Annotated in this window: 25 protein-coding genes and 2 pseudogenes; 18 read left to right on the top strand and 9 right to left on the bottom strand. The window is 70.3% G+C overall.

Going from position 1 to position 25,760, the window contains the following annotated elements; genetic code table 11:
• Positions 1-15: 15 nt before the first annotated feature.
• The 3 genes from NGF19_RS22400 to NGF19_RS22390 all read right to left on the bottom strand — a co-directional run bounded on the left by NGF19_RS22400 (position 16) and on the right by NGF19_RS22390 (position 3,466).
• Complete coding sequence (locus tag NGF19_RS22400; RefSeq protein WP_252426910.1) at positions 16-972, bottom strand: TIGR03557 family F420-dependent LLM class oxidoreductase; 957 nt, start codon at positions 970-972, stop codon at positions 16-18.
• Between the two features lie 130 nt (positions 973-1,102).
• The gene (locus tag NGF19_RS22395; RefSeq protein ID WP_252426908.1) at positions 1,103-2,575 is read right to left on the bottom strand and encodes an aminotransferase class I/II-fold pyridoxal phosphate-dependent enzyme; all 1,473 of its coding nucleotides are present in this window, start codon (positions 2,573-2,575) and stop codon (positions 1,103-1,105) included.
• Between the two features lie 168 nt (positions 2,576-2,743).
• Positions 2,744-3,466 (bottom strand): SDR family NAD(P)-dependent oxidoreductase, encoded by a 723-nt coding sequence (locus NGF19_RS22390; RefSeq protein ID WP_308288514.1) that lies wholly within the window; start codon positions 3,464-3,466, stop codon positions 2,744-2,746.
• 237 nt (positions 3,467-3,703) lie between these two features.
• Between NGF19_RS22390 and NGF19_RS22385 the strand changes: the two genes are divergently transcribed.
• The gene (locus NGF19_RS22385) at positions 3,704-4,597 is read left to right on the top strand and encodes a S41 family peptidase (protein WP_252426904.1); all 894 of its coding nucleotides are present in this window, start codon (positions 3,704-3,706) and stop codon (positions 4,595-4,597) included.
• A gap of 77 nt (positions 4,598-4,674) precedes the next feature.
• On the opposite strand, the gene NGF19_RS22380 is transcribed toward NGF19_RS22385, so the two are convergent.
• From NGF19_RS22380 to NGF19_RS22370, 3 genes are read right to left on the bottom strand one after another with little or no spacing between them, the layout of a single operon-like run.
• On the bottom strand, positions 4,675-5,412 hold the full coding sequence (locus NGF19_RS22380; protein ID WP_252426902.1) for a glucose 1-dehydrogenase: 738 nt from the start codon (positions 5,410-5,412) through the stop codon (positions 4,675-4,677).
• A gap of 53 nt (positions 5,413-5,465) precedes the next feature.
• Positions 5,466-6,140 (bottom strand): ATP-dependent Clp protease proteolytic subunit, encoded by a 675-nt coding sequence (locus tag NGF19_RS22375; RefSeq protein ID WP_252426900.1) that lies wholly within the window; start codon positions 6,138-6,140, stop codon positions 5,466-5,468.
• Positions 6,137-6,754, bottom strand: a complete 618-nt coding sequence (locus tag NGF19_RS22370; RefSeq protein WP_252426898.1) for an ATP-dependent Clp protease proteolytic subunit — start codon at positions 6,752-6,754, stop codon at positions 6,137-6,139. Before NGF19_RS22370 ends, NGF19_RS22375 begins: the two co-directional genes overlap by 4 nt.
• A gap of 257 nt (positions 6,755-7,011) precedes the next feature.
• On the opposite strand from NGF19_RS22370, the gene NGF19_RS22365 reads away from it, so the two are divergent.
• Entirely contained in the window at positions 7,012-7,983 is a 972-nt protein-coding gene (locus NGF19_RS22365) for a helix-turn-helix transcriptional regulator (RefSeq protein WP_252426897.1), read from the top strand.
• A gap of 140 nt (positions 7,984-8,123) precedes the next feature.
• Here NGF19_RS22365 and NGF19_RS22360 read toward each other — a convergent pair whose 3' ends face one another.
• Complete coding sequence (locus tag NGF19_RS22360; protein WP_252426896.1) at positions 8,124-9,344, bottom strand: hypothetical protein; 1,221 nt, start codon at positions 9,342-9,344, stop codon at positions 8,124-8,126.
• 209 nt (positions 9,345-9,553) lie between these two features.
• On the opposite strand from NGF19_RS22360, the gene NGF19_RS22355 reads away from it, so the two are divergent.
• Complete coding sequence (locus tag NGF19_RS22355; protein WP_252426895.1) at positions 9,554-10,753, top strand: 4-hydroxybenzoate 3-monooxygenase; 1,200 nt, start codon at positions 9,554-9,556, stop codon at positions 10,751-10,753.
• 192 nt (positions 10,754-10,945) lie between these two features.
• On the opposite strand, the gene NGF19_RS22350 is transcribed toward NGF19_RS22355, so the two are convergent.
• Positions 10,946-11,275, bottom strand: coding sequence for a hypothetical protein (locus NGF19_RS22350; RefSeq protein ID WP_252426894.1), 330 nt, complete (start codon positions 11,273-11,275; stop codon positions 10,946-10,948).
• Between the two features lie 507 nt (positions 11,276-11,782).
• Here NGF19_RS22350 and NGF19_RS22345 point away from each other — a divergent pair.
• Positions 11,783-12,070 (top strand): annotated as a pseudogene (locus NGF19_RS22345) (MOSC domain-containing protein); the annotation flags it as partial.
• Between the two features lie 39 nt (positions 12,071-12,109).
• Here NGF19_RS22345 and NGF19_RS22340 read toward each other — a convergent pair.
• Positions 12,110-12,733, bottom strand: coding sequence for a DNA polymerase ligase N-terminal domain-containing protein (locus NGF19_RS22340; protein WP_308288513.1), 624 nt, complete (start codon positions 12,731-12,733; stop codon positions 12,110-12,112).
• Between the two features lie 175 nt (positions 12,734-12,908).
• Here NGF19_RS22340 and NGF19_RS22335 point away from each other — a divergent pair, with 175 nt between their 5' ends.
• From NGF19_RS22335 to NGF19_RS31160, 14 genes and pseudogenes are all read left to right on the top strand, one after another.
• Positions 12,909-13,571: an HhH-GDP family DNA glycosylase gene (locus NGF19_RS22335; protein WP_252426891.1), complete on the top strand. Its 663-nt coding sequence runs from the start codon at positions 12,909-12,911 to the stop codon at positions 13,569-13,571.
• Between the two features lie 36 nt (positions 13,572-13,607).
• Positions 13,608-16,709, top strand: a complete 3,102-nt coding sequence (locus NGF19_RS22330) for an FAD-binding and (Fe-S)-binding domain-containing protein (protein WP_252426890.1) — start codon at positions 13,608-13,610, stop codon at positions 16,707-16,709.
• 31 nt (positions 16,710-16,740) lie between these two features.
• A complete protein-coding gene (locus NGF19_RS22325) occupies positions 16,741-18,561 on the top strand; it encodes a thiamine pyrophosphate-requiring protein (protein ID WP_252426889.1) in 1,821 nt (606 codons plus the stop codon).
• On the top strand, positions 18,558-19,667 hold the full coding sequence (locus NGF19_RS22320; RefSeq protein ID WP_252426888.1) for an enolase C-terminal domain-like protein: 1,110 nt from the start codon (positions 18,558-18,560) through the stop codon (positions 19,665-19,667). The genes NGF19_RS22325 and NGF19_RS22320 overlap by 4 nt, the downstream gene beginning before the upstream one ends.
• 63 nt (positions 19,668-19,730) lie before the next feature.
• Positions 19,731-20,762, top strand: a complete 1,032-nt coding sequence (locus tag NGF19_RS22315) for an SDR family oxidoreductase (RefSeq protein WP_252426887.1) — start codon at positions 19,731-19,733, stop codon at positions 20,760-20,762.
• 189 nt (positions 20,763-20,951) lie between these two features.
• Positions 20,952-21,296: a DUF3147 family protein gene (locus tag NGF19_RS22310; protein WP_252426886.1), complete on the top strand. Its 345-nt coding sequence runs from the start codon at positions 20,952-20,954 to the stop codon at positions 21,294-21,296.
• Positions 21,293-21,769 carry a DUF3147 family protein gene (locus NGF19_RS22305; protein WP_252426885.1) on the top strand — a complete coding sequence of 159 codons (477 nt, stop codon included), beginning with the start codon at positions 21,293-21,295 and terminating at the stop codon, positions 21,767-21,769. Before NGF19_RS22310 ends, NGF19_RS22305 begins: the two co-directional genes overlap by 4 nt.
• Positions 21,770-21,967: 198 nt before the next feature.
• Positions 21,968-22,309 carry a gas vesicle protein GvpO gene (locus NGF19_RS22300; RefSeq protein WP_252426884.1) on the top strand — a complete coding sequence of 114 codons (342 nt, stop codon included), beginning with the start codon at positions 21,968-21,970 and terminating at the stop codon, positions 22,307-22,309.
• A 138-nt stretch (positions 22,310-22,447) separates the two neighbouring features.
• Positions 22,448-22,873 (top strand): gas vesicle structural protein GvpA, encoded by a 426-nt coding sequence (locus NGF19_RS22295; protein ID WP_252426882.1) that lies wholly within the window; start codon positions 22,448-22,450, stop codon positions 22,871-22,873.
• A complete protein-coding gene (locus tag NGF19_RS22290; protein WP_252426880.1) occupies positions 22,870-23,640 on the top strand; it encodes a GvpL/GvpF family gas vesicle protein in 771 nt (256 codons plus the stop codon). Before NGF19_RS22295 ends, NGF19_RS22290 begins: the two co-directional genes overlap by 4 nt.
• A gap of 3 nt (positions 23,641-23,643) precedes the next feature.
• Complete coding sequence (locus NGF19_RS22285) at positions 23,644-23,901, top strand: gas vesicle protein GvpG (RefSeq protein WP_252426878.1); 258 nt, start codon at positions 23,644-23,646, stop codon at positions 23,899-23,901.
• Entirely contained in the window at positions 23,901-24,401 is a 501-nt protein-coding gene (locus NGF19_RS22280) for a DNA primase (RefSeq protein WP_372505720.1), read from the top strand. Before NGF19_RS22285 ends, NGF19_RS22280 begins: the two co-directional genes overlap by 1 nt.
• A 2-nt stretch (positions 24,402-24,403) precedes the next feature.
• Positions 24,404-25,441 carry an SRPBCC family protein gene (locus NGF19_RS22275; RefSeq protein ID WP_252426875.1) on the top strand — a complete coding sequence of 346 codons (1,038 nt, stop codon included), beginning with the start codon at positions 24,404-24,406 and terminating at the stop codon, positions 25,439-25,441.
• Positions 25,438-25,758, top strand: a pseudogene (locus NGF19_RS31160) (gas vesicle protein); the annotation flags it as partial. The gene NGF19_RS22275 and the pseudogene NGF19_RS31160, both read left to right, overlap by 4 nt.
• Positions 25,759-25,760 lie beyond the last annotated feature (2 nt).

Below are 25,760 nucleotides of genomic sequence, written 5' to 3'. Positions count from 1 at the left end.
GTGATCACCAGCTCTTCAGCGGCGGAGGTGAGGGAGCACCTCGGCCCGGTAGAAGTCGAAGAAGCCCTGCTGGTCCGCGCCGATCTGACTGACGTACACCGTGTCGAATCCGGCATCGACGTAGGCGATCAGCGCCTCGATGTGCGCGGCGGGGTCATCGCCGCAGGGTACGGACTCCTCGACCTGTTCCTGGGTGACCAGCCGGGAGGCCTGCTCGAAGTGGCGGGGGGTCGGCAGGACCTGTGCGAGTTCTCCGGGCAGGTGCTCGTTGGCCCACAGATGGTGAGCCGTCCGTACGGCCTCGCTCTTGACCGGCCCCCAGCACACCTTCAGCCCGGCGCAGGCCGGCTTGCCGATGCCACCGCCTCGCCGGAAGTGCTTGATCAGATCGGCGTCCGGCATCATCGTGATCAGCCCGTCGCCGATCCGCCCCGCCGCCTCGGCGGAGCGCGGCCCGAACGCGGAGACGTCGATCGGCACCGGCTCCTCGGGCCGGGTGTACAGCCGGGCGTTCTCCACGGTGTAGTGGGCGCCGCGATGGCTGGTCCGCTCACCGGTGAACAACTGCCGGATGATCCGGATCGCCTCCTCGAGCATCTCCAGGCGCACCGCGGCCGAGGGCCAACGGTCGCCGAGGATGTGCTCGTTGAGGGCCTCACCCGTGCCCACCCCCAGCCGGAACCTCCCGTCCAACTGCACCGCGGCGGTGGCAGCCGCCTGTGCGATCACGGCCGGGTGGACACGGACCAGGGGGCAGGTCACGGCGGTCTCCACCGGAAGGGACACGGCCTGCGAGAGAGCACCGATCACCGACCAGACGAAGGGACTCTGCCCCTGGCGGTCGTTCCAAGGATGGAAGTGGTCCGAGATCCACAGCGCGCTGAAGCCCGCCTCCTCGGCCATGCGCGCTTGCTCCACAAGCGCACCCGGACCGTGCTCCTCACATGACAGGAAGTACCCGAACCCGGTCATCACACCTCCTGAGGGACGGTGGCCGTGGCCGCCCGACGAGCCACCGAGTACCCGGACCACCACCAGTCGGAACGTGGCCCCGGCCCCGGGGCGCGCCTGATCCCCGACTTCCGATGCCGGAATCAGCGAATCAGCTCTCCGCGAGGACACGCACGGTGTCCGGACGGCGGTCGGCCGCGTCCGGCAGGAACATCCCCGCCGCGACCCCCGTGATGAGGTACTTCAGCACGGGCTCGGTCAGGCGCTCGCCGGGCAGGACGACGGGGATGCCGGGCGGATAGGGGGTGATCATCTCGGCGGTGATCCTGCCGGCGGCCTCACGGGTGGCAACCGGCGTATGCGGCGCGAAGTAGGCGTCACGGGGCAGTCGGACCTGGTCCAGCCGCAGCTCGGCCGGGGAGGGTACGGCGACGCCGGGCGCGCCCCGCACCTCGGCGACATGGTCGGACAGATCGCGCAGGGCCGTCAGAAGACGCGCGGTGGTCTCCTCGTCGTCGGCGTGCGTGAGCTGGGCGCTGATACGCCGGTGGTCGGACAGGTGGACGTCGAGGTGATGGCTCTCGCGCAGCCAGTCGGCGGCCCGGTAACCGGTCGTGCCCAGTGCGCTGATGTCCATCACGACCGGCAGCGGGTCGAAGCCCGTGGCGAGCCCGGGACCGCAGAAGTCCGCGGCGCCATGGACGTGGAAGCCGTCGATCGTCTCGATGGCCTCGCGTGTACGCGCGGCCAACTCAAGGGCTCGGCCGATGAGTTGGCGGCCGTACTGGACCATCTGCCGACGCCAGGCATCGATGCCTGCGTAGAGCAGGACGTTCGGACTGGTGGTGCTGAGGAGATCGGCCCGCGAGGACAACTCGGCGGGGTCGACGAGGTCGCCCTGAAGGTGGAACACCGAGCCCTGCTCGAGTCCGCTGCCCATCTTGTGGATGCTGGTCACACAGATGTCGGCGCCCGCGTCCATGGCCCAGGACGGAAGGTCCTCGTGGAAGGGGAGATGCGCGCCCCACGCCTCGTCCACGATGAGCGGCTTGCCACGGCGGTGACAGAGGTCGGCGATGCCCACGAGATCGGCTGTGGCTCCGTACGGGGTCGGGCTGGTGACGAGGGCTCCGTCCGCGTCGGGATGGTCGGTGAACGCCTTGTCGTACGCGGCGGGCGACGGGGGATGGGCGAGATGCCGCCCGGTGTCCCACTGGGGCTCCACCCACACCGGTTCGACGCCGGAGAGGATGAGCCCGGCGACCACCGACTTGTGGGCGTCGCGCCCGACGAGGAGGCGGTGTCCCGGGCGGGTCACCGCCAGCATGGCGGCCTTGACCGACAGAGAACTGCCGCATGTCGAGAAGAACGTGTGGTCGGCGTGCACCGCGTCGGCCATGAGTTCCTCGGCCCGCCGCAGTACGCGCGCACGGGTGAGCCGGTCGTCGAGACCGCCGTTGGCCAGGACGTCACCGAAGAACGCGGCGTCCCCCAGCACGGACCGGGCGCGGGGGTCCGCGCCCCGTGCCTGCTTGTGCCCGGGCGGGGAGAACCCCAGCTCGTCGGTGTCGTGATAGCGGGCGAGGGCATCGAGGACGGGCGCCTCGTCGTGGTTCGGACCCATAGGGTGAGCTGTTCCCGAAACGTGCTCGACATGACCGGTGGGCCGTCCGTACGGGTGGTGGACGACGGCCTCCCGCACGGGACCGCGGGTCGCTTCGGGACGTCTTCGGGCAGGCCGCCGGGTACGTCATGTACCTGGGCCGACGGGCAGGCTGCTGCCTCGGGTGTGTCAGTGTTCCTGGGCCGTCGGGCGCATCATGATCTCGTTGATCGCCGCGTGTGCGGGCTGCGTGACCATGAAGGCGATCGCACGGGCGAGGTCCTCGGCGTGGAGCCAGGCCTCCTGCGGCATGTCACGGGCGGCGAGGTAGCCGGAGGCGTCGGTCGTCATCTCCGTCACGGTCATCCCCGGTTCGACCAGCCCCACCCGGACGCCCCGTCCGGTCACCTCCTGGCGCAGGGCCTCGCTGAACGCGCACACCGCGTGCTTCGTCGCCGAGTAGACGGCGTTGTTCCGGCGCGCCACACGGCCCGCGACCGAGCTGACGTTCACCAGGTCGGCGACCTGCCGCGGCCCGTCCGCCGCCGCCCGCAGCAGGTGCGGCAACGCCGCCTGGGACATACGCAGGACAGCGTCGACGTTGAGGTCGAGCATGCGCCGCCAGTTCGCCGGGTCACCCTCCTCGACGGGACCCATGGCCACGTAACCGGCGTTGTTCACCAGCACGTCCAGCCGCGCGAAGCGATCGACGGTGTCCTCGACAGCCTGACGTGCCTGCCCCACGTCCCCCAGATCGGCGGTGAGGACGGCACACGAGCGGCCCTCAGCACGGATCCTCGCGGCCAACTCCTCCAGCCGCTCGGTACGCCGGGCGACGAGTGCCACCGCCGCCCCCTGCCGCGCCAACTCCCAGGCGGTCGCCGCCCCGATGCCACTGGACGCACCGGTCACCAATGCCGCACATCCGGACAACGGCGCTCCGGCGTCGGCCCCCACACCTTCGCCCTTCGGATCCCTCACACTCATGACCGCCCTTCGCGGATCGGGTCGCACCCACCACCGGCAGCTTGCACCACGCGGTGCGAGCCCGCCTCCCACCACAGCCGGGAACCGGCCGAGAACGAGCGGCGGAGCAGCCGCCCGAATCGGGCTACCCACCGGTCGATTCCCCTCATAGCATCAGCCCCGATGCTTACCAACGAACAGACAGTCGAGCGCGCTCTGGAGCGGATCGGGGCGGGTTACGTCTTCCCCGAGAAGACCGTGGACATCGACGCCGCGATCCGGCGCCGTCTCGCGGCGGGGGAGTACGACGACCTGGACGGGCCGACCCTCTGCGCGACCGTGACCACCCACCTTCAGCAGGTGTGCCCGGACCGGCATCTGCGGCTGCTCTGGACGGACCAGCCGCAGTCACTGGAACCGGAGGACGAGGACGGGGGACAGGCCGCGTTCCTCGCGCTGCTCCGCGCGGAGCACCAGGGCATCCGCCGCGTCGAGCACCTGGACGGGAACATCGCCCTCATCGACATCCGGCGCATAGCCTCCGCCGACGAGGGCGCCACCGCGATCGGCGCGGCCATGCACCTGGTCGCGAACAGCGCCGCGCTCGTCCTGGACCTGCGCGCATGCACGGGCGGGGCACCGTCGGGCGCCGCGATGTGGTGCAGCTACTTCTTCCCGGACGACGAGGTACACCTCAACGACATCTACGAGCGCTCCACCGGCGTCACCCGGCAGTACTGGACGACCGCACATCTGCCCGCCCCGCGCTACCCGGACCGCCCCGTCTACGTACTCACCAGCGCGACCACGTTCTCCGGTGGCGAGGACGTGGCCTACACCCTCCAGGCACATGGCCGCGCCGTCCTCGTCGGTGAGACGACCCGTGGCGGCGCACACCCGACGGCCCGCCATGTGGTCACCGAACACATCCTCGTGACCGTGCCGACCGCGCGCACGGTCAACAGCGTCACCGGCACCAACTGGGAAGGTGTCGGCGTGATCCCCGACGTCCCCGTCCCGGCGGACGACGCACTGGACACGGCGCTCAAGGCCGCGCGCACGCGCCTCGACGCATAGACGCGCAGACGCGGACGCCGTACAGAGGCGCGCAGGTCGCGGAGAGAGCCGCGACCTGCGTCGTCCGTCGCCGTCTGTCAGGCCAGGCCGCCCGACGCGCGCAGGTTCTGCCCGGTGACCCACCGGCCGTCCGGGCCGACGAGGAATCCGACGACATCGGCGATGTCGGTCGGCTGTCCGAGCCGGCCGAGAGGCGTCATGCGCGCGACCGTCTCGAGCGCTTCAGGGGGATTGGCGCCATGCAGCATCTCGGTGTCGGTCGCACCGGGAGAGACGGTGTTGACCGTGATGCCGCGTGGCCCGAGCTCCTGCGCGGCGACCGCGGTCAACTGCTCGAGTGCGCCCTTGCTGGCGCTGTAGGGGCCGACGCCCGGGACAGGCCGCGCGGTGTTCACCGAGGAGATGTTGACGATCCGGCCCCCGTCGCGCATCCGCCTGGCCGCGTAACGCATGGTCAGGAAGACCGACCGGGTGTTGACCGCCATCACACGGTCGAAGAACGTCACATCGGTCTCCGCGAGAGGCATCCGGGCATGCGACACCGCGGCGTTGTTCACCAGGATGTCCAGACCGCCGAGTAGGGCCTCGGCCGCTGCCATCAACTCTTCCGGCCCCTCGGGATCCGCGAGGTCCAGACGCATGGCTCGCGCCTGGCCTCCCTTCGCTCGTACGCCGCTGACGACCGCCTCCGCGGCCTCCCCGTCGGTGCGGTACGTGAAGACGACGTGCGCCCCGTCGCCGCAGAGACGTGCCACGATCGCTCGGCCGATGCCGCGGGAGCCACCCGTGACCACGGCGGTCTTGCCTTCCAGCACAGTTCATCCCCCTCGGGGAGTGTCGGTTCCCGCGCCGATCCTCGCACGACAGGTCAGCGGAGGGCGGCGTTGTGGGGGATGCGCGCCGTGATGACCTGGTCGATCAACCCGTAGTCCCGCGCCTGCTCGGCGGTGAGGATCTTGTCTCGCTCGATGTCCCGACTCACCTGCTCCAACGGGGTGTTGGAGTGCTTGGCGAGCAGTTCCTCCAGCAGCGAGCGGATGCGCTGGATCTCGTTCGCGGCGATCTCCAGATCGGACGCCTGACCTTGGCCGATCTCGCTGTAGGGCTGGTGGATCAGGACGCGGGCGTTCGGCAGCGCCATGCGCTTGCCCGGTGTGCCCGCGGCCAGCAGCACCGCGGCGGCCGAGGCCGCCTGCCCGAGACACACCGTCTGGATGTCCGGCTTGACGTACTGCATGGTGTCGTAGAGCGCGGTGAGCGCGGTGAAGGAGCCGCCCGGGCTGTTGATGTAGAGGGAGATGTCCCGGTCGGGGTCCATCGACTCCAGGCACAGCAGTTGCGCCATGACGTCGTTCGCCGAGGCGTCGTCGACCTGGACGCCGAGGAAGATGACGCGCTCCTCGAAGAGCTTCGCGTACGGGTCGTACTCACGCACACCTTGCGACGTACGCTCCACGAAGCGCGGGACCACATAGCGGGCCTCGGCCGTCAGGCCGGTGAAGTGCCCTGTGATGCCGTCGAGTTGCCAGTCTTGGTACGTCATGCTCCTGCCCTTCCCGGCATGTCGGCCACCGACGTGATGACCTCGTCGATCAGCCCGTACTCCTTCGCCTCCTGCGCGCTGAACCAGTGGTCCCGGTCCGCGTCGCGCGTCCACTGCTCCACCGTCTGGCCGCTGTGCAGAGCCGAGAGTTCGGTCATCTTCTTCTTGGTGCGCAGCAGTTGCTCGGCATGGATCTTGATGTCCGTGGCAGATCCGGCGAGGCCCGCGAGCGGCTGATGGATCAGGATCTCCGCGCTGGGCAGCGCGAACCGCTTCCCCGGCGTCCCGGCGGTCAGCAGGAACTGTCCCATCGACGCGGCCATGCCCATCGCGATGGTGATGACGTCGTTCTTGATGTACTGCATGGTGTCGTAGATCGCCATACCGGCGGCGATCGAGCCACCCGGGCTGTTGATGTAGAGGAAGATGTCCTTGTCCGGGTCCGCTGCGAGCAGGAGCAGTTGGGCGGTGATCCGGTTGGCGATGTCGTCGTCCACGGCCTGACCGAGGAAGACGATGCGTTCGTCGAGGAGCCTGTTGAAGACCTGGTCGCCGAGGCCACCCCCACCTGTCCGGGGCCCGGAGAGCTGGGGTGTCGAAGAGGCGCGAGTCATGTGGTGTTCCGTCCCTGCGAGGCTGATGTACCGGTCGAACGATCGTAGGCACGGGGTGAGTTGACAGGCGCCGAATGCGCCGGATATTAGCTTTCAGCTAATCGCCGCCGACCGACGTCGTACGGCCGGCCTTCTTCGCCCCACCATTCGGTTGATCGCCTGGTGCTACTCTGGCGATCTTCAGCAGGCGAACAGTCACCGTGGAGACGGAGCCAGGGGCCGGCGTCGCGAGCGCCGCCGGGTTGGGGGGACGGGACATGCGCGACCTGCGTCCACTACAGGCCCTCGGTCTCTCCGCGACAGCCGAGGCCGCCTATGTCGCGCTGGTGGAGCAAGGGCCGCGGACCCTGGCCGAGTTGACCGACCGGCCGACGCTGGCCGGGCTGCCTCTCGAAGTCCTGCAGCGCGCGGTGACCGAACTCGGTGACATCGGTCTGGTGGCACGCACCGGCGACCGGCTGACCGCACAGCCGCCGCGCGCGATGGTGGAGGCGGTCGCCGAGCAACGCGCGCGCGAGGCCCGGATCGCGTACGAGAGCGCGATGGTCCTGTCCCGGTTCTGGCTCGACCACACCGCGGGGTCGAGCTATGTCGAGGTCGTCGACACCTCCGGGCATCCCGAGGCCATCCAACTCCGGGTCCACAGCGAGGCGATGGAGCAGGTGCGCGCGCTGTCGATCGGTCCGGTGGGCGGGGGTGACCGTGAGCCGGAGGTCGGCCCCGGAACGCTGGACGCGCTGGACCGGGGGATCGCCCACCGGGTGGTGTACAGCGCCAACATCCTTCAGGATCCCAAGGCGTTGGAGGTGGCGCACTCCTGCGTCGAACGCGGGGAGCAGGCGCGGGTCTTCCCCGATGTCGCGCTGAACGTCCTGGTCTGTGACGACCGCTTCGCCGTGGTGTCCGTCACCGCGCCGGACGGCAGGGGCCATCACAGCGTCGTCGTCCAGCCGTCGGGTCTGCTGGACGGGCTGATCGGCGTCTTCGAGTCGTACTGGCGGATCGCCGCCCCGCTCCCGGCCGGTGAGTCCGTCAAGAGCGAGGCCAGTCCCGAGAGCCGGCAGCTTCTGAGCTACCTGAGTGCCGGGCTGACCGATGAGTCCATCGCCCGTGAGCTGGGGGTGAGCGAGCGGACCGTAGCCCGGCGGATCGCCCGCCTCCAGGAGATGCTCGGCGCCCAGACCCGCTTCCAACTCGGCGTCCAGGCCAGCCGCCGCGGCTGGCTCTGAACCACGGCCCCGAGCGGGCCGGGCACCGGGCCCGTACATGGAAGCGCGAGGTGGGCCGGTGGATGAACCCGCCCCACCCCGCGCAGCTTCAGCGGCTCATCCGCTCAGGCGCTCAACGCCCTGCGTAGGAACCGCAGTTGTCACTGGGTGTCCGGCTTGACCAAGTCGGGGAGCTTGGCCTCGAACATCTCGTCCAGCTTGAGCGACGGCAGGATGTGGCCCTGGTTCGGCGCTTCGTTGGCCACGCTCGCACCCCAAGTCGACGACGCGAGACGCTGCTTCGGTGTGCCGTGGTGGCCCGAGCTGTTGAAGCTGCAGTCGCCGACCTGGTAGAAGGACTTCTCCGAGTCGAGGACCCGGGCGGCGTTCAGCGACTCGCCGCGCGAATGCGTCAGGTAGTACGTCCCGAACGCGTCGGCCATCAGCTCGGTACGGCGGGTCGCCTCCGGGCCGGTCAGGTCGCTCTCGAAGAGGTTGTCCTGGTACTGCACATGGTGCCCGAACTCGTGGCCCAGGATGCCCTTCGGCGCGACATCGCCGAGACCGACGGCGTCCATGCCCTGGAGGATGCCGTCACCCATGATGATCCGGTCGGAGATGCCCAGGGGCTCCGGGTCACCGGCCTCGCTGTAGGCGAAGGCGTTGAAGGTGAAGATCGGGTTGGCGCCACCCTGGAGCACCGGCTCCGAGTCGACCAGCTCGATGAACATGTCGGCCAGGTCCATGTTCTCCTCGGGCGTCCCGCCGTACAGCACGGAGAGCGTACGGGAGAGCCGCTCGGGGCTGGAGAAGACATCCGCACCGTGCATCGGAACCAGGGAGATACCCGCCGAGTCGATGTCCCAGAACCGCTTGAGGTTCTTCATCTCGGAGGTGAGCTTCTGGGTGTACTCGCCGTGGACACCGAAGGTGTTGGACGACGACTGCGTGCCGAAGATCAGTGCGTCGTAGGTCGGGAGGTCGAAGCCACCGAAGAGCTGGAGTATGAGGAGGGTGTACGGGTCCTGGGCGCCGTCCAGGAGCGAGTTGGCGTACGTCGACAGGTCGGTGGTCTGGCACTGGTAGTCGCCGGGGTTGATCGCGCTGTCGCGGATCTCGCTCCACTGCGAGTCACTCAGGCCGTACTGCGCGCGAGCCGTGCTGAGACGGGACTCCCAGTCGGCGGGCAGCTTCGCCAGGATCCGGTCGACCAGCGCCTTGGTCTGCGGAGACAGGGCGGAGGTGTCGATGGACGCCGGAAGCGACCGGCTGGCGACGGTCGTGGTCCCGGCCGCATCGGCGGCGTGAGCGGGAAGGGCCATACCGAGGGCACAGGTCGCGGCGACTGCCAGGCTCGCCGCCATGGAGAGGGTCTTCTTCACGGGACTCCTTTCAAGGGTGCCCGGAGGGGGCATCCGTGGGCGCCGCCCAGTCTGTAATCCCGACGGCCCATTGCTGAATGACGGCTTCCTGTCCGAAACCGGCATGTCTGGAACCTGACAACTCGCCAAGTGCCCTGCATACGCAGCTCACTTGCGCCACCGATCTGGTATGACTTCCCCAAGGTCTACGGGGAAGCGGGGGAGCGACCATGACGAGCCGTGTCGTGGAGGACGGGGCAGCGGTCCTGATCATCGGTGCCGGACCGGCCGGACTGGTCCTGGGCAACCTCCTGCTGGACGCCGGAGTCGACTGCCTGGTGGTGGAGCGGCAGAGCCGGGAACATGTCGAACGGCGGGCGCGCGCCGGGTTCCTGGCCGCCAACACCGTACGCGTGCTGACCGAGAACGGCCTCGCGGACGGCCTGCTCGCCCGGGGGCAGCGTCATGACGCCTGCGCCTTCCTCACCGAACAGGGCCGGTTCGAGCTGAAGTACGGCACGCTGGGGCGCGGTGAGGTGCATCATGTATACCCGCAACAGGACCTCGTGACCGACCTCGTCGCCCAATTCCTCGCGCGCGGTGGAGAGTTGTGGTTCGAGACCGAAGTGACCGAGGTGACCGGCCTGGACGGCGACCGACCGTGCATCACCGCGCGGACCGCCGACGGCACCGCGCTCCGACGCAGTGGCCGGTATGTGGCCGGCTGCGACGGTCGGCACGGCGTCAGCCGCCGCGCGATACCCGAAGGAACGTATCGGTACCACCGACGCGATCACGGCGTCACCTGGCTGGCGTTGCTGGCCGAGGCACCGCCGAGCATGTCCGCCATCGGGTACGCCGTTCATGAGCGGGGCTTCGCCGGACATATGGCCCGCACCCCCTCCGTCACCCGCTACTACCTCCAACGCCCCAAGGGAACCGACCCGCAGGGCTGGAGCGACGAGCGGATCTGGGAAGAGCTGAACCTGCGGATGCGCGTCGACCGGTTCGGTGCGCTGAACGAGGGCCCGATCCTGGAACGCGGCGTCGTCGACATGCAGTCCGACGTCCTGGACCCGATCCGGTACGGATCGATGTACCTGGTGGGGGACGCCGCCAGCCTGATCAGCCCCGCAGCCGCCAAGGGCGCCAACCTCGCGGTGATGGAGGCCGAGATCCTCGCGCGGGCCCTCGTCGCCGCGCTCGGGAGCCATGACGAGACGCTCCTCGACCGCTACTCGGCGGACTGTCTGCCGCGCATCTGGCGGGCGCAGGAGTTCTCCCACTGGATGATCAACCTGCTGCACGCGCCCTCGGGAGACGACGACGAGGTGGTCTTCCTCAGTGGCCTCCAACTCGCCCGCCTGGAGACCCTGCGCACCTCCCGCGCACACCAGGACTGCTTCGCCGAGAACTACGTAGGTGTCTGAGGTCTCTTGACGCGGCAGTCGGCGCACACGCAAGCGGCCTTCGGCCGAACATGTGCTCCGGGGAACGGAGTACGCGTCCAGCGCGAAGGCCGCGTCGCTGAGTCCGCTGTGTCACGGTGCCCGACGGGAAGCATGGGCGAACACGGTCATGCTCCCGGGGCGCGTGCTACAGCACGCCCTCGAAGGGGCCGGTCAGCGGTGGCCGAAGTGGCCGAAGTAGCCGCCGAAGCGGCCGTGGCCGCGGTGGTGACCGTGGTGGTGGCCGTACCCGCCGTGGTGACGGCTGTGGCCCCAGTCCCAGCGCCGGTGGCCGTACCCACCGTGGTGGTGCCGGTCGCGGCCCCAGTCGCCGTAGTGACCGCGGTGACCGTCGTGGTCGTAGCCCTCGGCGTGACGACTCTGCGTGTAGCTCCTCCCGTTGTCAGGGCTCGAGGCCATGGCCGGCATGGCCGCCGCGCCGACGAGGGCGCCCGACGCCACACAGGCGGCGATCAGGCGGACCGCCTTACGAGTAACAGACATGAACTGTCCCCTCATGTTCGTGCACACCCAGCCCGGTCGGGGCAGGGCGTGCGGCCGAATTCCCGGCTCGCTGCCGAGGCCCCACACTGTGGCCCGCAACCGCGACACATGGCCGCCAAACGGATGCGCGTTACGAAACACGGATATAGCCGTAACTCTCCCTTGTACCGGCCAACGACCGGAGGACCGCCTTGGGCCACCGGCCCCCACCCCTCGACCTCTGCCCATGACCACATGGCTTCGGTAACGAAGAGCCCTGCTCCGTTCGGGTGACCCACCGAGCCCACACCGTGGCGCCGTTCGGCGGCGGATTCCCCGCCGTGATCGTCACCGTCGTCGTGATCGTCATCACGCCAGACAGATGATCGTTCTGTAGCACACTCCGAACATCCCTCACCTGAGGGGGGAGTTCACCGCGGGGAGAGGTATGAACACGGTGCTCGGCACGGTGGAGCGGATCTGGCGGTACCCGATCAAGTCCATGGGCGGTGAACGCGGCGCTTCCGGCCGAATCTGCTGGTGCGCACACCGCCGGGTACACCCGCGTTCGTGGAGGACCAGTGGTTCGGCAGCACCGCCCGGATCGGACACACCACCCTACGGCTGCGATTCGAGCGCTCCAGCGAGCGCTGCGTGATGACCAACGAGGCACAGCGGGACCTGCCGCACTCCCCACAGATCCTGCGCACCATCGCGCGGGCGCACGACATGCGACTGGACGCGCTGGCCACGGTCGCGCAGCCGGGGCGGGTACGCGTCGGGGACGTTCAGTCGGTCTGTGCATCCCTAACATAGACGCCCACGGGACTCCGTCCGCGACGTCGCCCGGTCGGCTCATGGGTTCTCGGGCAGCTCGTCCAGGGTGCGACCGCTGCGTACGGACGCGGGCTCGGTGGTCACCGGGTCCCGGTGGGCGTCCGCTCCCTCGTCGGCCAGCTTGACCATGATCCAGCGCTCGGGTTCGCCCTCGCCCCCGGTCCGGGTCAGCGCGTAGCCGCCGCGCAGCTTCTCGCCTTCCAGCCACACCTTGATGTGGCCCTGGCTCACCCCCTGGGTGACCGGCACCTTCCTGCCGTGGCGCTCGGCGAGGTTCTGGTACGTGCCGGTGTCCCAGACGATGACCTTGCCCGCGCCGTACTCGCCGGACGGGATGATCCCCTCGAAGCCGAGGTAGTCCACGGGGTGATCCTCGGTGCGGATGGCCAGGCGCTTGTCCTTGGTGTCGGTGGACGGGCCCTTCGGCACGGCCCATGACTTCAGGACGCCGCCCGCCTCCAGACGGAAGTCGTAGTGCAGCCGTGTCGCGGAGTGCTTCTGGATCACGAACCGCCGCTTGCCGCCCGGGGGCGACACACCGCTCATCGGCTCCGGCGTCCGTTCTGCCCGGCGCTTGCCTCGATACGTGTCCAACCGGTGATCGGCCGCGGTCGTCCGAGGCCTGCCCCTGCTGTCAGCCACGATGCACGGGTTCCCGGAGCGTCGGTGGCGAAACGGCGGCATCGATGTGTGTCAGGTGGGTACGCGGAGTGGACGCGACCGTGGCGAACGGCGCGACCGTGGCGAACGGTGAGATGCCATAGCGAGATGCCGTATCAGCGCATGGGTTCAGCGCTTCGGTGAACGGGTGATGGCCATGACCACGAAGACCGCCGGGAAGTCGGCGCAGACCCACATCGTCCGCGCCCTGCTCGACCGGCAGCGGCACACCTACCCCGCCCAGGCGGGCATCCGGCTGCGTAACACCCCCGCACCCCTCTACCAGACACTCGTCCTGGCGATCCTCCTCAGCGCCCGCATCAGGGCCGACACCGCGGTCGCGGCGGCCCGCGCGCTGTTCGACGCCGGACTGCGTGACCCGCGGGCGATGGCGGACGCGAGCTGGCAGCAACGCGTCGACGCGCTGGGCGAGGGCGGCTACCGGCGCTACGACGAGCGCACCTCGACCATGCTCGGCAAGGGCGCCGAACTGCTCCTCGACCGCTACGGCGGCGATCTGCGCCGACTGCGCGAGGAACCCGACCCGAGACAGGCCCTGTTGGACATCCCCGGTATCGGCCCCACGGGCGCCGACATCTTCCTGCGCGATGTCCAGGGCGTCTGGCCCGAGTTCGCGCCGTACCTGGACGACAAGGCCCTGGACGGCGCCCGACGGCTCGGACTGCCCGCCTCGCCCGAGGAGTTGGGCGACCTCGTCGAACGTCGCGAGCTGCCGAGACTGGCGGACGGCCTCGTCCACGCGGCCCTCGACAAGCCCCTGGCCGACGACGTACGCGCCGCGGTCACGTCGTCGGCCTGAGACACCCCAGGTAGGCAGGAAGGCGGTCGCACTCCGATGACTCGCACCTCTCCCTCCGGAAACCCCGCGGCGGACGCGGTGGACCTGGCCGGTCTGGAGGCGGCGCTCCGTACGAGGGTCGACGCCGAGGTCCGGTTCGACGCGGGCAGCAGGGGAGCGTACTCCACGGACGGCTCCAACTACCGCCAGGTGCCGCTGGGACTCGTCGTGCCGTACACCGTGGAGGCGGGAGCCGCCGCGGTGGAGGTATGCGCCGACTTCGGGGCCCCGGTCCTGTCGCGCGGCGGCGGCACCAGTCTCGCGGGGCAGGCCACCAACACCGCTGTCGTGATCGACTGGACCAAGTACTGTCACGCGCTGGTCTCCGTCGACCCCGAAGCGCTCACCTGCGTGGTGGAGCCGGGCATCGTCCTGGACGAACTCGACCGCCAACTGTCCGCTCACCGCCTCCAGTTCGGGCCGAAGCCGGCCACGCACAGCCACTGCGCCCTGGGCGGCATGATCGGCAACAACTCGTGCGGGGCGTCGGCGCAGGCGTATGGCAAGACGGTGGACCATGTGCGCCGCCTCGAGGTCCTCACCTACGACGGTGCCCGCGGCTGGGTGGGAGCCACCTCACCGGCCGAGCGTGCGCGGATCGCCGCGGAGGGCGGACGATGGGCCGAGATCCACGAGGGTCTGGACCGCATCGTGGCCACATACCTGGGAGACATCCGGCGCGGCTTCCCCAAGATCCCGCGCCGCGTCTCCGGCTACAACCTGGACTCGCTGCTCCCGGAGAACCACGTCGACCTCGCCAAGGCCCTCGTCGGCAGCGAGAGCACGCTGGTGACGGTGTTGCGCGCCGAACTGGACCTGGTGCCGGTCCCCGACTGCCAGGCACTTCTCGTGCTCGGCTACGACGACATCTGCGCCGCCGCCGACGAGGTGCCGCACCTGCTCCGGTTGTGCTCGCCCGCCCAGTTGGAAGCCCTGGACGGGCGGATGGCGCAACTGATGCGCGAGGAGGGCGCCTATCTGGACTCCCTCGACTCCTTTCCGGACGGCGACAGTTGGCTGCTGGTGCAGTTCAGCGGCGACAGCCAGGACGACGTCGACGAGCAGGCGCGCGACCTGTTGCGCGCGCTGGGCCGCGACGAGCGGGACGCGACGGTGGCGTTCTCCGACGACCCCGCGCGAGAAGGGGAGATGCTCCGGGCCCGTGAGGCGGGTCTCGGCGTGACGGCACGTCCGCCCGACGGCCGCGAGACCTGGGAGGGTTGGGAGGACTCCGCCGTCCCACCCGAGCGCCTGGGGGACTATCTGCGCGATCTGAAGGGGCTGTTCGCCGACTTCGACTACGACCACCCGTCGCTGTACGGGCACTTCGGGCAGGGGTGCGTGCACACCCGTATACCGTTCGGGCTGAAGACCGCCGAGGGCGTGGCGGACTTCCGGCACTTCCTGGAGCGTGCCGCCGACCTGGTGGCCTCCTACGGCGGCTCCCTCTCGGGCGAGCACGGGGACGGCCAGGCCCGGGGCGAACTGCTGACCCGGATGTACGGAGAGCGGTTGGTGTCCGCGTTCGGTGAACTCAAGGCGCTGTTCGACCCGGACAACCGTATGAACCCGGGCAAGGTCGTGGACCCCGATCCCGTCGACCGGCACCTGCGGCTCGGCCCCGCATGGCGGCCCGACACCCCGGCCACCCACTTCGGCTACCCCGAGGACGAGCACTCCTTCACCCGCGCGGTGCTGCGCTGCGTCGGCATCGGCAACTGCCGAAGCCTCCACGGCGGCGTGATGTGCCCCTCCTATCGGGTGACCAAGGAGGAGGAGCACTCCACGCGGGGCCGGGCCCGGCTGCTGTTCGAGATGCTCCAAGGGCACGAGCCCTCCGCGATCGGCGACGGCTGGCGCTCCACCGAGGTGCGCGATGCCCTCGACCTCTGCCTGGCCTGCAAAGGGTGCAGGTCGGACTGTCCGACCGGGGTGGACATGGCGACGCTCAAGGCGGAGTTCCTCGCCCACCACTACGCCGGCAGGCCGCGCCCGGCGGCCCACTACGCGATGGGCTGGCTGCCCCTGTGGGCCCAACTCGCGCGCATGGCACCCTCGTTCGTCAACAGCGTCTGCCACGCACCCGGCCTCGCCCGTGCGGGCAAGCGGCTGGCCGGCATCGACGGCGCCCGACCGGCACCGGTCTTCGCCGGGGAGTCCTTCGTCCAGTGGTGGCGGCGCGGCGGCAGGCCGGACCCGGACCCGGCCGACCCGCGGACCGTACTGCTGTGGCCCGACACCTTCAGTACCTCCTTCCACCCGTCGATCGCGATCTCGGCCGTACGGATCCTGGAGGACGCGGGCTTCCATGTCGCCGTACCGAGCGACCCCGTGTGCTGCGGCCTGACCTGGATCTCCACCGGTCAACTCGCCATCGCCGAACGGGTGTTGCGACGCACCCTGCGCACCCTGCGGCCCTACCTGGAGTCAGGCACCCCCGTCATCGGCCTCGAACCCTCCTGCACCGCCGTGTTCCGCGCGGACGCACCCGAGTTGCTGCCCCTCGACCAGGACGTGCGACGACTGGCCGGGCAGGTCCGCACCTTCGCCGAGCACCTCGTCGACCACGCACCCGAGACCTGGCAGCCACCCCGAGCGGCCCGGCAGGCGATCGTGCAGACCCACTGCCACCAGCACGCCATCATGGGCTTCGAAGCCGACCAGGAACTCATGCGCCGCGCCCACCTGGACGCGCGGGTGCTGGACGAGGGCTGCTGCGGCCTGGCCGGCAACTTCGGCTTCGAACACGGCCATCACGAGATCTCCATGGCGGTGGCGGAACAGGGCGTCCTGCCCGCCGTACGCGCCGTACCCCCCGACACGCTGGTCCTCGCAGACGGCTTCAGTTGCCGCACCCAGATCGAAGACGGCCGCACGGGCCGCCGGGCGCTGCATCTGGCCGAGGTGCTGGCCCTGGCGCTGGACGGTGACCTGCCCGGCGACTACCCGGAACGCCTCGCCCAACGCCCCGACGGCCCCTCCCGCGCGGCGCGTTGGGCCACCACGGCGATCACCGTGACCACCGCGAGCGCCGCAGCCCTCGCTGCGGCGTCCGCGGCGTCCGCGGTGGCGAGGCGAGGCGCCCCACGACGCCCGTAGTCGAGACCCCCACGAAAGGTGTTGAGTCGACATGTCGAGGACGGTGTCCGACCACATACTCGAGCGCCTGCGCGCCTGGGAGGTGGAGTACGTCTTCGCCTACCCCGGTGACGGCATCAACGGCCTGCTCGCGGCCTGGGGCCGCGCCGGCGACAACCCCCGCTTCATCCAGGCCCGCCACGAGGAGATGGCCGCCTTCGAGGCCGTCGGCTACGCCAAGTTCTCCGGCCGGCTCGGCGTCTGTGCCGCCACCTCGGGCCCCGGTGCCATCCACCTCCTCAACGGCCTGTACGACGCCAAGCTCGACCACGTACCCGTCGTCGCGATCGTCGGGCAGACCGCGCGAAGCGCCATGGGCGGCTCGTACCAGCAGGAAGTCGACCTGCTGACCCTCTACAAGGACGTCGCCTCCGACTTCCGCGAGATGGTCACCGTCCCCGAGCAACTGCCCAACGTCCTGGACCGGGCGATCCGCACCGCCCTGGCCCGCCGCACCGTCACGGCGGTCATCATCCCGTCCGACGTGCAGCAACTCGACTACGCGCCGCCCGAACACGCCTTCAAGATGGTGCCCTCCAGCCTGGGCAGGCCCCACTACGCGGCCACGCCGAGCGACGAGGACCTCCTCCGCGCCGCCGACGTGCTCAACGCGGGGGAGAGGGCCGCGATCCTCGTCGGACAGGGAGCCCGGGGCGCCCGGCAGGAGGTCATGGCGATCGCCGACCGGCTGAACGCCGGGGTCGCCAAGGCACTGCTCGGCAAGGACGCCCTGGACGACGAACTGCCCTGTGTCACCGGCTCCATCGGGCTGCTCGGCACCCGGCCGTCGTACGAGCTGATGCGGGACTGCGACACCCTCCTGGTCATCGGATCGTCCTTCCCCTACACCCAGTTCCTGCCGCAGTTCGGACAGGCACGGGGGGTCCAGATCGACATCGACCCGCACATGGTCGGACTGCGCTACCCGTTCGAGGTGAACCTGGTCGGTGACGCGCGCGAGACCCTGAGCCGACTGCTGCCGATGCTGACGGCACGTCAGGACAACGGCTGGCGCGAGAAGATCGAGCAGGACACCGCCCGTTGGTGGGAGGTCATGCGGCGGCGGGCCGCGGTCGAGGCGGACCCGATCAACCCCGAGTACGTGGTCCACGTACTCGACGACATGCTGCCCGAGAACGTCGTCCTCGCCTCGGACTCCGGCTCCGCGGCCAACTGGTACGCCCGGCACCTGAGGTTGCGCGGCACCATGCGTGGCTCGCTGTCCGGCACCCTCGCCACGATGGGACCCGGTGTGCCCTACGCCATCGGCGCCAAGTTCGCGCACGGCGACCGCCCGGCGATCGCGCTCGTGGGCGACGGGGCGATGCAGATGAACGGCATGGCCGAGCTGATCACGATCGTCAAGTACTGGCAGGAATGGGAGGATCCGCGCCTGGTGGTGGCCGTCCTGAACAACCAGGACCTCAACCAGGTCACATGGGAGATGCGCGCCATGGAGGGAGCCCCGCAGTTCCTGCCCTCCCAGGCGATCCCCGACATCGCCTACGCCGACTTCGCCCGCCTCATCGGGCTGGACGGCCTGCGGATCGAGACGCCGCAGGACGTTCCCGGCGCCTGGCAGGCCGCGCTCGCTTCGGACCGGCCGTGCGTACTGGACTTCGTCACCGATCCGGCCGTGCCGCCCATCCCGCCGCACGCCACCCTCGACCAGATCGAAGCCGCCGCGACCGCCGTGCTCAAGGGCGACAGCGACCGGGCCGCCATGGTCCGGCAGGGGTTCAGGGCGAAGGTCCAGGAGTTCCTGCCCGGCCGCCGCCGTTCGAGCCCGCCCCGTGCCCGGGACCAGCGGTGAGAGACACCCCGGTCGTGGAGCGCGTCGACAGCGCCGTCTACACCGTGCCCACGGACGCGCCCGAGGCCGACGGCACCCTCGGCTGGAACAGCACCACCCTCGTGCTCGTCACCCTCCACTGCCAGGAGACCACCGCACTCGGCTACACCTACGCGCCCGCAGCCGCCGCGCACGTCGTCGACGATCTCCTCGCCGGCATCGTGACCGGCTCCCCGCCTCTCGACGTGCCCCGCACCCACGAGGCCATGCGGCGCGCGGCCCGCAACACCGGGCTCCCCGGCCTCGTGGCGCAGGCCGTGGCCGCCGTCGACATCGCCCTGTGGGACTGCAAGGCGCGCCTGCTCGGCCTCCCCCTCGTCCATCTGCTCGGCGCGGCGCGCGAGACCGTACCGGTCTACGGCAGCGGCGGATTCACCACGTACGACGACCGGCGACAGGAGCGTCAACTGCGCGGCTGGGTCGAGCGGGACGGCATTCCCCGCGTCAAGATCAAGATCGCCGAGTCATGGGGGCGGTGCGAGGAGCGCGACCGGCAGCGGGTGCGCCACGCCCGCGCCACCATCGGCGGCACGTGCGAGCTGTACGTCGACGCCAACGGCGGCTACGGAGCCAAGCAAGCCGTGCGGGTCGGCCGGGCGCTCGCCGACGAGGGCGTGACCTGGTTCGAGGAGCCGGTCTCCGCCGACCACCTCACCACCCTCGCCGAGATCCGCGGCCAGGTGCCCCAGGACGTCGCCGCGGGGGAGTACGGCTACACCCTCCCCTACTTCGAGCACATGCTCACCGCCCGAGCCGTGGACTGTCTCCAGGCCGATGTCACCCGCTGCGGCGGCATCACCGGCTGGCTGCGCGCCGCGGCCCTCGCCCACGCGCGCGGCATCGACATCTCCGGCCACTGCGCCCCGCACGCCCACGCCCATGTCGCCGCCGCGGTGCCCAATCTGCGGCATCTGGAGTGGTTCCACGACCATGTCCGTATCGAGCGCCTCCTCTTCGACGGCGTCCTCGACCCCAGCGGCGGCAGCATCACCCCGGGCGGCGCGGGAACGCCCGGACTCGGGCTGGCCCTCGCCACCGAGCGCGCCGAGGCCTACCGAGTGGCCTGACAGCGGAAGGCGGCACCCATGAACGTCACACCGATGAGCGTCACACCCATGACCATCACATCCATGAGCGTCACACCCACGCCCCAGACCGTCGTCATCACCGGTGCCAGTGCCGGGATCGGCCGTGCCATCGCGCGTCTGTACGGGGCACGGGGCGCCCGGGTCGTGCTGATCGCGCGGGGCCGGGCGGGCCTGGACGCCGCCGCCCGGGAGGTCGCGTCGCTCGGCGGCACACCCCTCGTACAGGTCGCCGACACGGCCGACGCAGGGCAGGTCGAGGCCGCGGCCGACGCGGGAGAGCGGGCCTTCGGCCCCGTCGACGTATGGATCAACTGCGCGTTCACCAGCGTCTTCGCGCCCTTCGACGAGATCACCGCCGAGGAGTACGACCGGGTCACCCACGTCACCTACCTCGGCTTCGTCAACGGCACCCGTACGGCACTGAAGCGGATGCTGCCCCGCGACCACGGCACCATCGTGCAGGTCGGCTCCGCGCTCGGCGAGCGGTCCATCCCCTTGCAGTCCGCGTACTGCGGGGCCAAACACGCCGTCAACGGCTTCACCTCCTCGCTGCGCACCGAACTCCTGCACCGCGGCAGCCGGGTGCGGGTGACGGTCGCCCAGATGCCCGCCGTCAACACCCCGCAGTTCTCCTGGGTGCTCTCCCGCCTGCCCCGGCACCCGCAGCCCGTCCCGCCGATCTACCAACCGGAGGTCGCCGCCCGAGGCGTCGTCCACGCCGCGGACCACCCCGGACGCAAGCAGTACTACATCGGGGCCACCACACTCGCGACCATCTGGGCCAACCGCCTGGCCCCGGCCCTGCTCGACCGCTACCTGGCGCGTACCGGCTTCGACTCCCAACAGACCGACCTGCGACCCCCGAGCGGCGAGAGCAACCTCTTCGAGCCCGTCGACGGAGCCGAGGGCAGCGACCACGGCGCCCACGGCATCTTCGACGACATGGCGCACGCCCGGTCCCTCGAAGCCGTCCTGGCCCGCCACCCCGCCGCCGTCGCCGGCGCGCTCACCCTCGCCTTCGCCGCCACGGCGAAGGCGGCGCTGAGCAGGCGCGGCCGGGTGCCGTGCGGCTGACGCGCCGGTTCACCTGACGTGCCGGTTCGCCTGACGCGTCGGTTCGCCTGACGTGCCGGTTCGCCTGACGCGTCGGTTCGCCTGACGCGTCGGTTCACCTGACGTGCCGGTCGCTCACTGCGGCGAATGTCCGACGTCCCGCCCGTGTGGTCCGTTGATCGGTCCGCCCCCAGCGCTCACGTTGGACACATGAAGTCCCTGCTGGAGATCCTCTTGAAGTCCGTCGTCGGCGGCCTGTTCGTCGTGGGGTTCGCCATGGTGGCGGAGACCCTCCGGCCCAAGCGGCTGGCCGGCGTGTTCGCGGCGGCACCCTCGGTGGCGCTGTCCGGGCTGATCCTTCTGGTGGCGTTCAAAGGTGATCGCGAGGCCGCGGACGCCGCGCGCGGGATGATCGCCGGAGCGCTCGCGTTCACCGCCTACTGTCTCGTCGACGTCCCGCTGCTGGGCAGGCTCGGGGCCGTACGCGGATCCGCCGCGGCACTCCTCGTGTGGTGCGCCGCGGCGGCCGTCCTCGGTGTCGTGGTGGGGCCATGAGCAGGTCGCCGGGGTCGTCGGGGTCCGCGTCGAGGTCCGGGGAAGGCCGTGGACAGCGCACCGAGGACACGGACCGGGTGCGGCTGGAGGTGCGGGCGGCCTGGGGCATGCCCCGCAAGGACCTCCTCGTCCGGTTCGCCTTCGGAACCGGCGTGTCCCTCCTCGCGGCCGTCGTGTCGACCGTCTTCGGCTCGTTCGTCGGCGGCGTCTTCCTCGCCTTCCCGGCCATCCTGCTGGCCAGCCTGACGCTCGTGGCGAAGGAGGAGGGGCTGCGGCGCGCCCGCGACGATGTCCGCGGCGCCGGGCTGGGCACGTCGGGCCTGGTGGCCTTCGCCGTCGTCGGCACGGTCCTGCTCCGCCACCACTCGGCATGGCTCGCGCTCGGGACGGCCACGGCTGCCTGGGCGGTGGTGTCGCTCGCCGCCTATGCGGTGGTCCGGGCGGCGGGGCGGGGAGGGGACGAACGGCCCTGAAGAACGACGAACGGCGCTGAAGAGCGCTGAAGAGCGTCGAGGCCGCGGCCACCTCGCGAGGAAGGCCGTGGCCGTCTTGTGAGGGGGCCGCGGGCGTCTGTGCGAGGGGGCCTCGGGCGCCTTGCGAGCTCGGCATGTCTGCTACACGCCCGGCATGTTTGCACGAGGCACGGTGGGCACTCGACCTGGGAGGTCGCCATGTCGGACACAGGACGTGCATCGAACGCACCGGACTCCCCCGAGGAGCCGAGGGTCGGCTCGCCGGGCGCAGGACCGGGCGCGATGGACGTACTGCGGCACGCGCGTGACCAGTTCACGCAGCTCACCGGCCTGGCACCCGAGTCCGTGTCGTCCTTCGAACGCACGCAGGACGGCTGGGCGATGGAGATCGAGGTTCTGGAACTGGCCCGGGTCCCCGACACCATGAGCTTGATCGCGAGTTACGAGGTGGACGTCACCGCAGACGGTGAACTGGCCGGTTACCGGCGCGTTCGCCGGTACGAACGCGGGAGGGCCGACCCCCAGCGGCCGACCCACTAGACCGTTCGCGTACCAGACCGTTCGCGGCCGACCCACCAGGTCGTTCGAGGCCGACCCACCAGGTCGTTCGAGGACACACCGCAAGACCCGCGCACATCCTCACCGACAACAGACAGACAACAAGGAGGCGCGGTCGGTATGACCGTTGTCCCGGCACCGCAGACCGCAGGAGGCGGTTCCAGCGGGCTGTACGACGTCCTGGAGCTCGTCCTCGACCGAGGGCTCGTCATCGACGCGTTCGTCCGTGTCTCGCTCGTCGGCATCGAGATCCTGAAGATCGACGTACGAGTCGTCGTGGCGAGCGTCGACACCTACATGCGCTTCGCCGAGGCGTGCAACCGGCTCGACCTGGAGGCGGGCCCGCGCAAGAGCCCCGGGCTTCCCGACCTGGTCGGCGAGATCACCGAGTCCGGCGCGCGGGGCAAGTCGAAGGGCGCCCTGACCGGCGCCGCGCAGACCGTCACCGACGCCTTCAAGCAGGCCCGCGAAGAGGCCCAGGGCGAGACAAGGCCTCGGGCGCACAAGGCGGCACCCACCCACCGCAGGGAGGAGGAGCAGGAGTGAGCACCTACGTCTACGGCATCGCGGCGGCCTCGCACCCCTCGCTCCCGAAGGACATCGGCGGGGTCGGGGATCCGCCACGACCGGTCAGGATCCTCAAGGCGGGCGATCTGGCGGCGGTCGTCAGCGACTCCCCCGAGGGGCTACGGCCCAAACGCAGGGACCTGCTCGCCCACCAGCACGTGCTCGGCGAGGCGGGCGAGGGCGGCTCCGTGCTGCCCATGCGGTTCGGCAGCGTGGCCCCCGACGACGCCTCCGTCACCCAGGTGCTCGCCGAGCGTGCCGAGCACTACCGGGAGCGGCTCGCCGCGCTGCAGGGCCGCGCCGAGTACAACGTCAAGGCCACCCACGACGAGGAGTCCGTACTGCACCTGGTGCTGGGGCAGAACCCGCAGGCGCGGGCCCTGGTGGAGGCCAACCAGCGCGCCGGGGGCGGCAGCGACGAGGACCGGATGCGGCTGGGCGAGATGATCGCCGGGGCGATCCAGGACCTCGAGGCATCGGACGCCGAGGATCTGCTGCGCGCCCTGGAACCGGCGGCCGAGGCCGTCAGCGTCGGACCCGAGTCCCACGGCTGGCTGGCCAACCTCTCCTTCCTGGTGGACCGTGAATTCGCCGAGGAGTTCCTGGCCGTCGTGGAACAGACGCGCAAGAACCACCCGCACCTCGCGCTGCGGGTCGTCGGGCCGCTGCCGCCGTACAGCTTCGTCGAGCCCGGCCCCGCCGAGCCCGCCGGGACCACGGCCGGCACCGCCATGAGCGAGGAGTGACCCATGGGACTGCTCACAGAAGTCGTGCTCCTGCCGTTCGCACCCGCGCGCGGCAGCCTCTGGGCGATCCGGCAGGTGATCGCGGAGGCGGAGCGTGAGTACTACGACCCGGTGCACGTCCGGGCCGAACTCGCCCTGCTCGAGCGCCGACTCGACGAGGGCGACATCACCGAGGAGGAGTTCGACCGCGAGGAGGACGCGCTCCTGGACCGGCTGGAGATCGGTCTGGGCCGTACAGCGACCGGTGACGGGACGTCATGATGAACCGAGTGGCACTGAGCCTCGCGATCGGGGCCGGGTACGTCCTTGGACGGACCAAGAAGATGAAGCTGGCCCTCGCCATGGGCTCGCTGGTCGCCGGGAAGCGGATGCGGCTCGACCCGCGGGCGCTCGCGAACCTGGTCGACGAGCAACTCCGGAACAACCCGGAACTCAAGGAGATGGGCGGCCAGTTGCGCGAGGACCTGCGCGGTGCCGGATCGGCCGCCTCCGGCGCGCTGGTCGAGCGGCAGATCGAGAACCTCGCGGACCGGCTCCACGGGCGTACGGAGCGGGTACGGGAGCAGCTCGGTGCGGGCTCGGAGGTTCCGGAGGACGGGGAGATCGAGGAGGCCAAGGAGGTCGGGGACACCGAGGAGGCAGGGGAGGTCGGGGAGTCCCGGAAGACCGGGAAGGTCAGGAAGGCCGGGACGGCCAGGGCTGCCAGGTCGGCCGGGGCTGCCAGGCCGACCGCCTCGAAGGCCCGTGAAGGGAGGCGGTGACGATGACCGACACCCTCGGTGGAGCGACCGGCGGCGCGAAGGGCGGACTGTCCCAGGTCACCCGGGGCGAGGCGGTCGAGCACCTCAAGACGGAGTTGGAGGGGTATCTCACCGTCCAGGCCCAGCGGTTGCTCGCCGGTGTGGGGCGCAAGCTCGGCGAGACCACCGTCAAGCTCAACGACATCGCCGAGGGCAACAGCCCCGGCCTCGCCCGGCTCGCCCTGGACGGTGGGCGCAAGCTCATCGAGGGCAAGGGCCCGCTGCGTGCCCTCCTGGAGACGGGTGTCGGGCGCGCCAAGGACAGCGTCGCCGAGACGCTCGGGAACCTCACCGGCGGCAAGAGCAAGCGCAAGCGCCGCGCGGGCAACAAGCCCACCGTCATCATGGAGTCCATCGACGTCGGCGTACCGCTGCGCACCGCCTACGACCAGTGGACCCAGTACCAGGACTTCAGCACCTTCACCAAGGGCGTCAAGAGCGCCAGCCGTACCGACGACATCACCTCCGACTGGCAGGCGAAGGTGCTCTGGTCCAACCGCAGTTGGAAGGCCACCACCATCGATCAAGTGGCTGACGACCGCATCTCCTGGACCTCCGAGGGTGCCAAGGGCACGACCAAGGGCGTCGTCTCCTTCCATCCCCTCGGCGACAGCCTCACCCGCATCCTGCTGATCATCGAGTACTACCCCCAGGGGCTGTTCGAGAAGACCGGCAACCTCTGGCGTGCACAGGGCCGTAGGGCACGCCTCGACCTCAAGCACTTCGCCCGCTTCATCACGTTCAAGAACGAGGCGGAGGAGGGCTGGCGCGGTGAGATCCGCGACAGCGAGGTCGTTCGCACCCACGAGGACGCGCTCGCCGAAGAGGAGTCCGGCGAGGAGGAGCCCGCGGACGAGCACGGCGCGTATGAGGACGAGGACGAGGAACCCGGCGACGAGGAGGATCGGCGGAGGGCCTACGACGACACCGAAGGGTATCCGGAAGAGGAGGACGAGGAGGAAGGGGAGGACGCACGTGAGGACGAGCGGAGCCTGCGATGACCACGCCCACCCGGCTCCCGTCTCCTTACGAAGGCCCCAACAGCGGTGCCAGCCTCGCCGACATCCTTGAACGGGTGCTCGACAAGGGCGTGGTGATCGCGGGGGACATCCGGATCAATCTGCTGGACATCGAACTCCTCACCATCAAGCTGCGGTTGATCATCGCCTCCGTCGACAAGGCGAAGGAGATGGGCATCGACTGGTGGGAGGACGACCCGGCGCTCTCCTCCCGCGCCCGGCGCCAGGAACTCTCCCGCGAAAACGCCGAGTTGCGCGCCCGTCTGGAGCGCCTGGAGGCCACCCGCGAGGAGGAGGAACT

This window comes from Streptomyces macrolidinus (assembly GCF_023887685.1).
In the GTDB taxonomy this organism is placed as follows: domain Bacteria; phylum Actinomycetota; class Actinomycetes; order Streptomycetales; family Streptomycetaceae; genus Streptomyces; species Streptomyces macrolidinus.
This window is presented reverse-complemented; position numbering and strand designations above follow the sequence as displayed.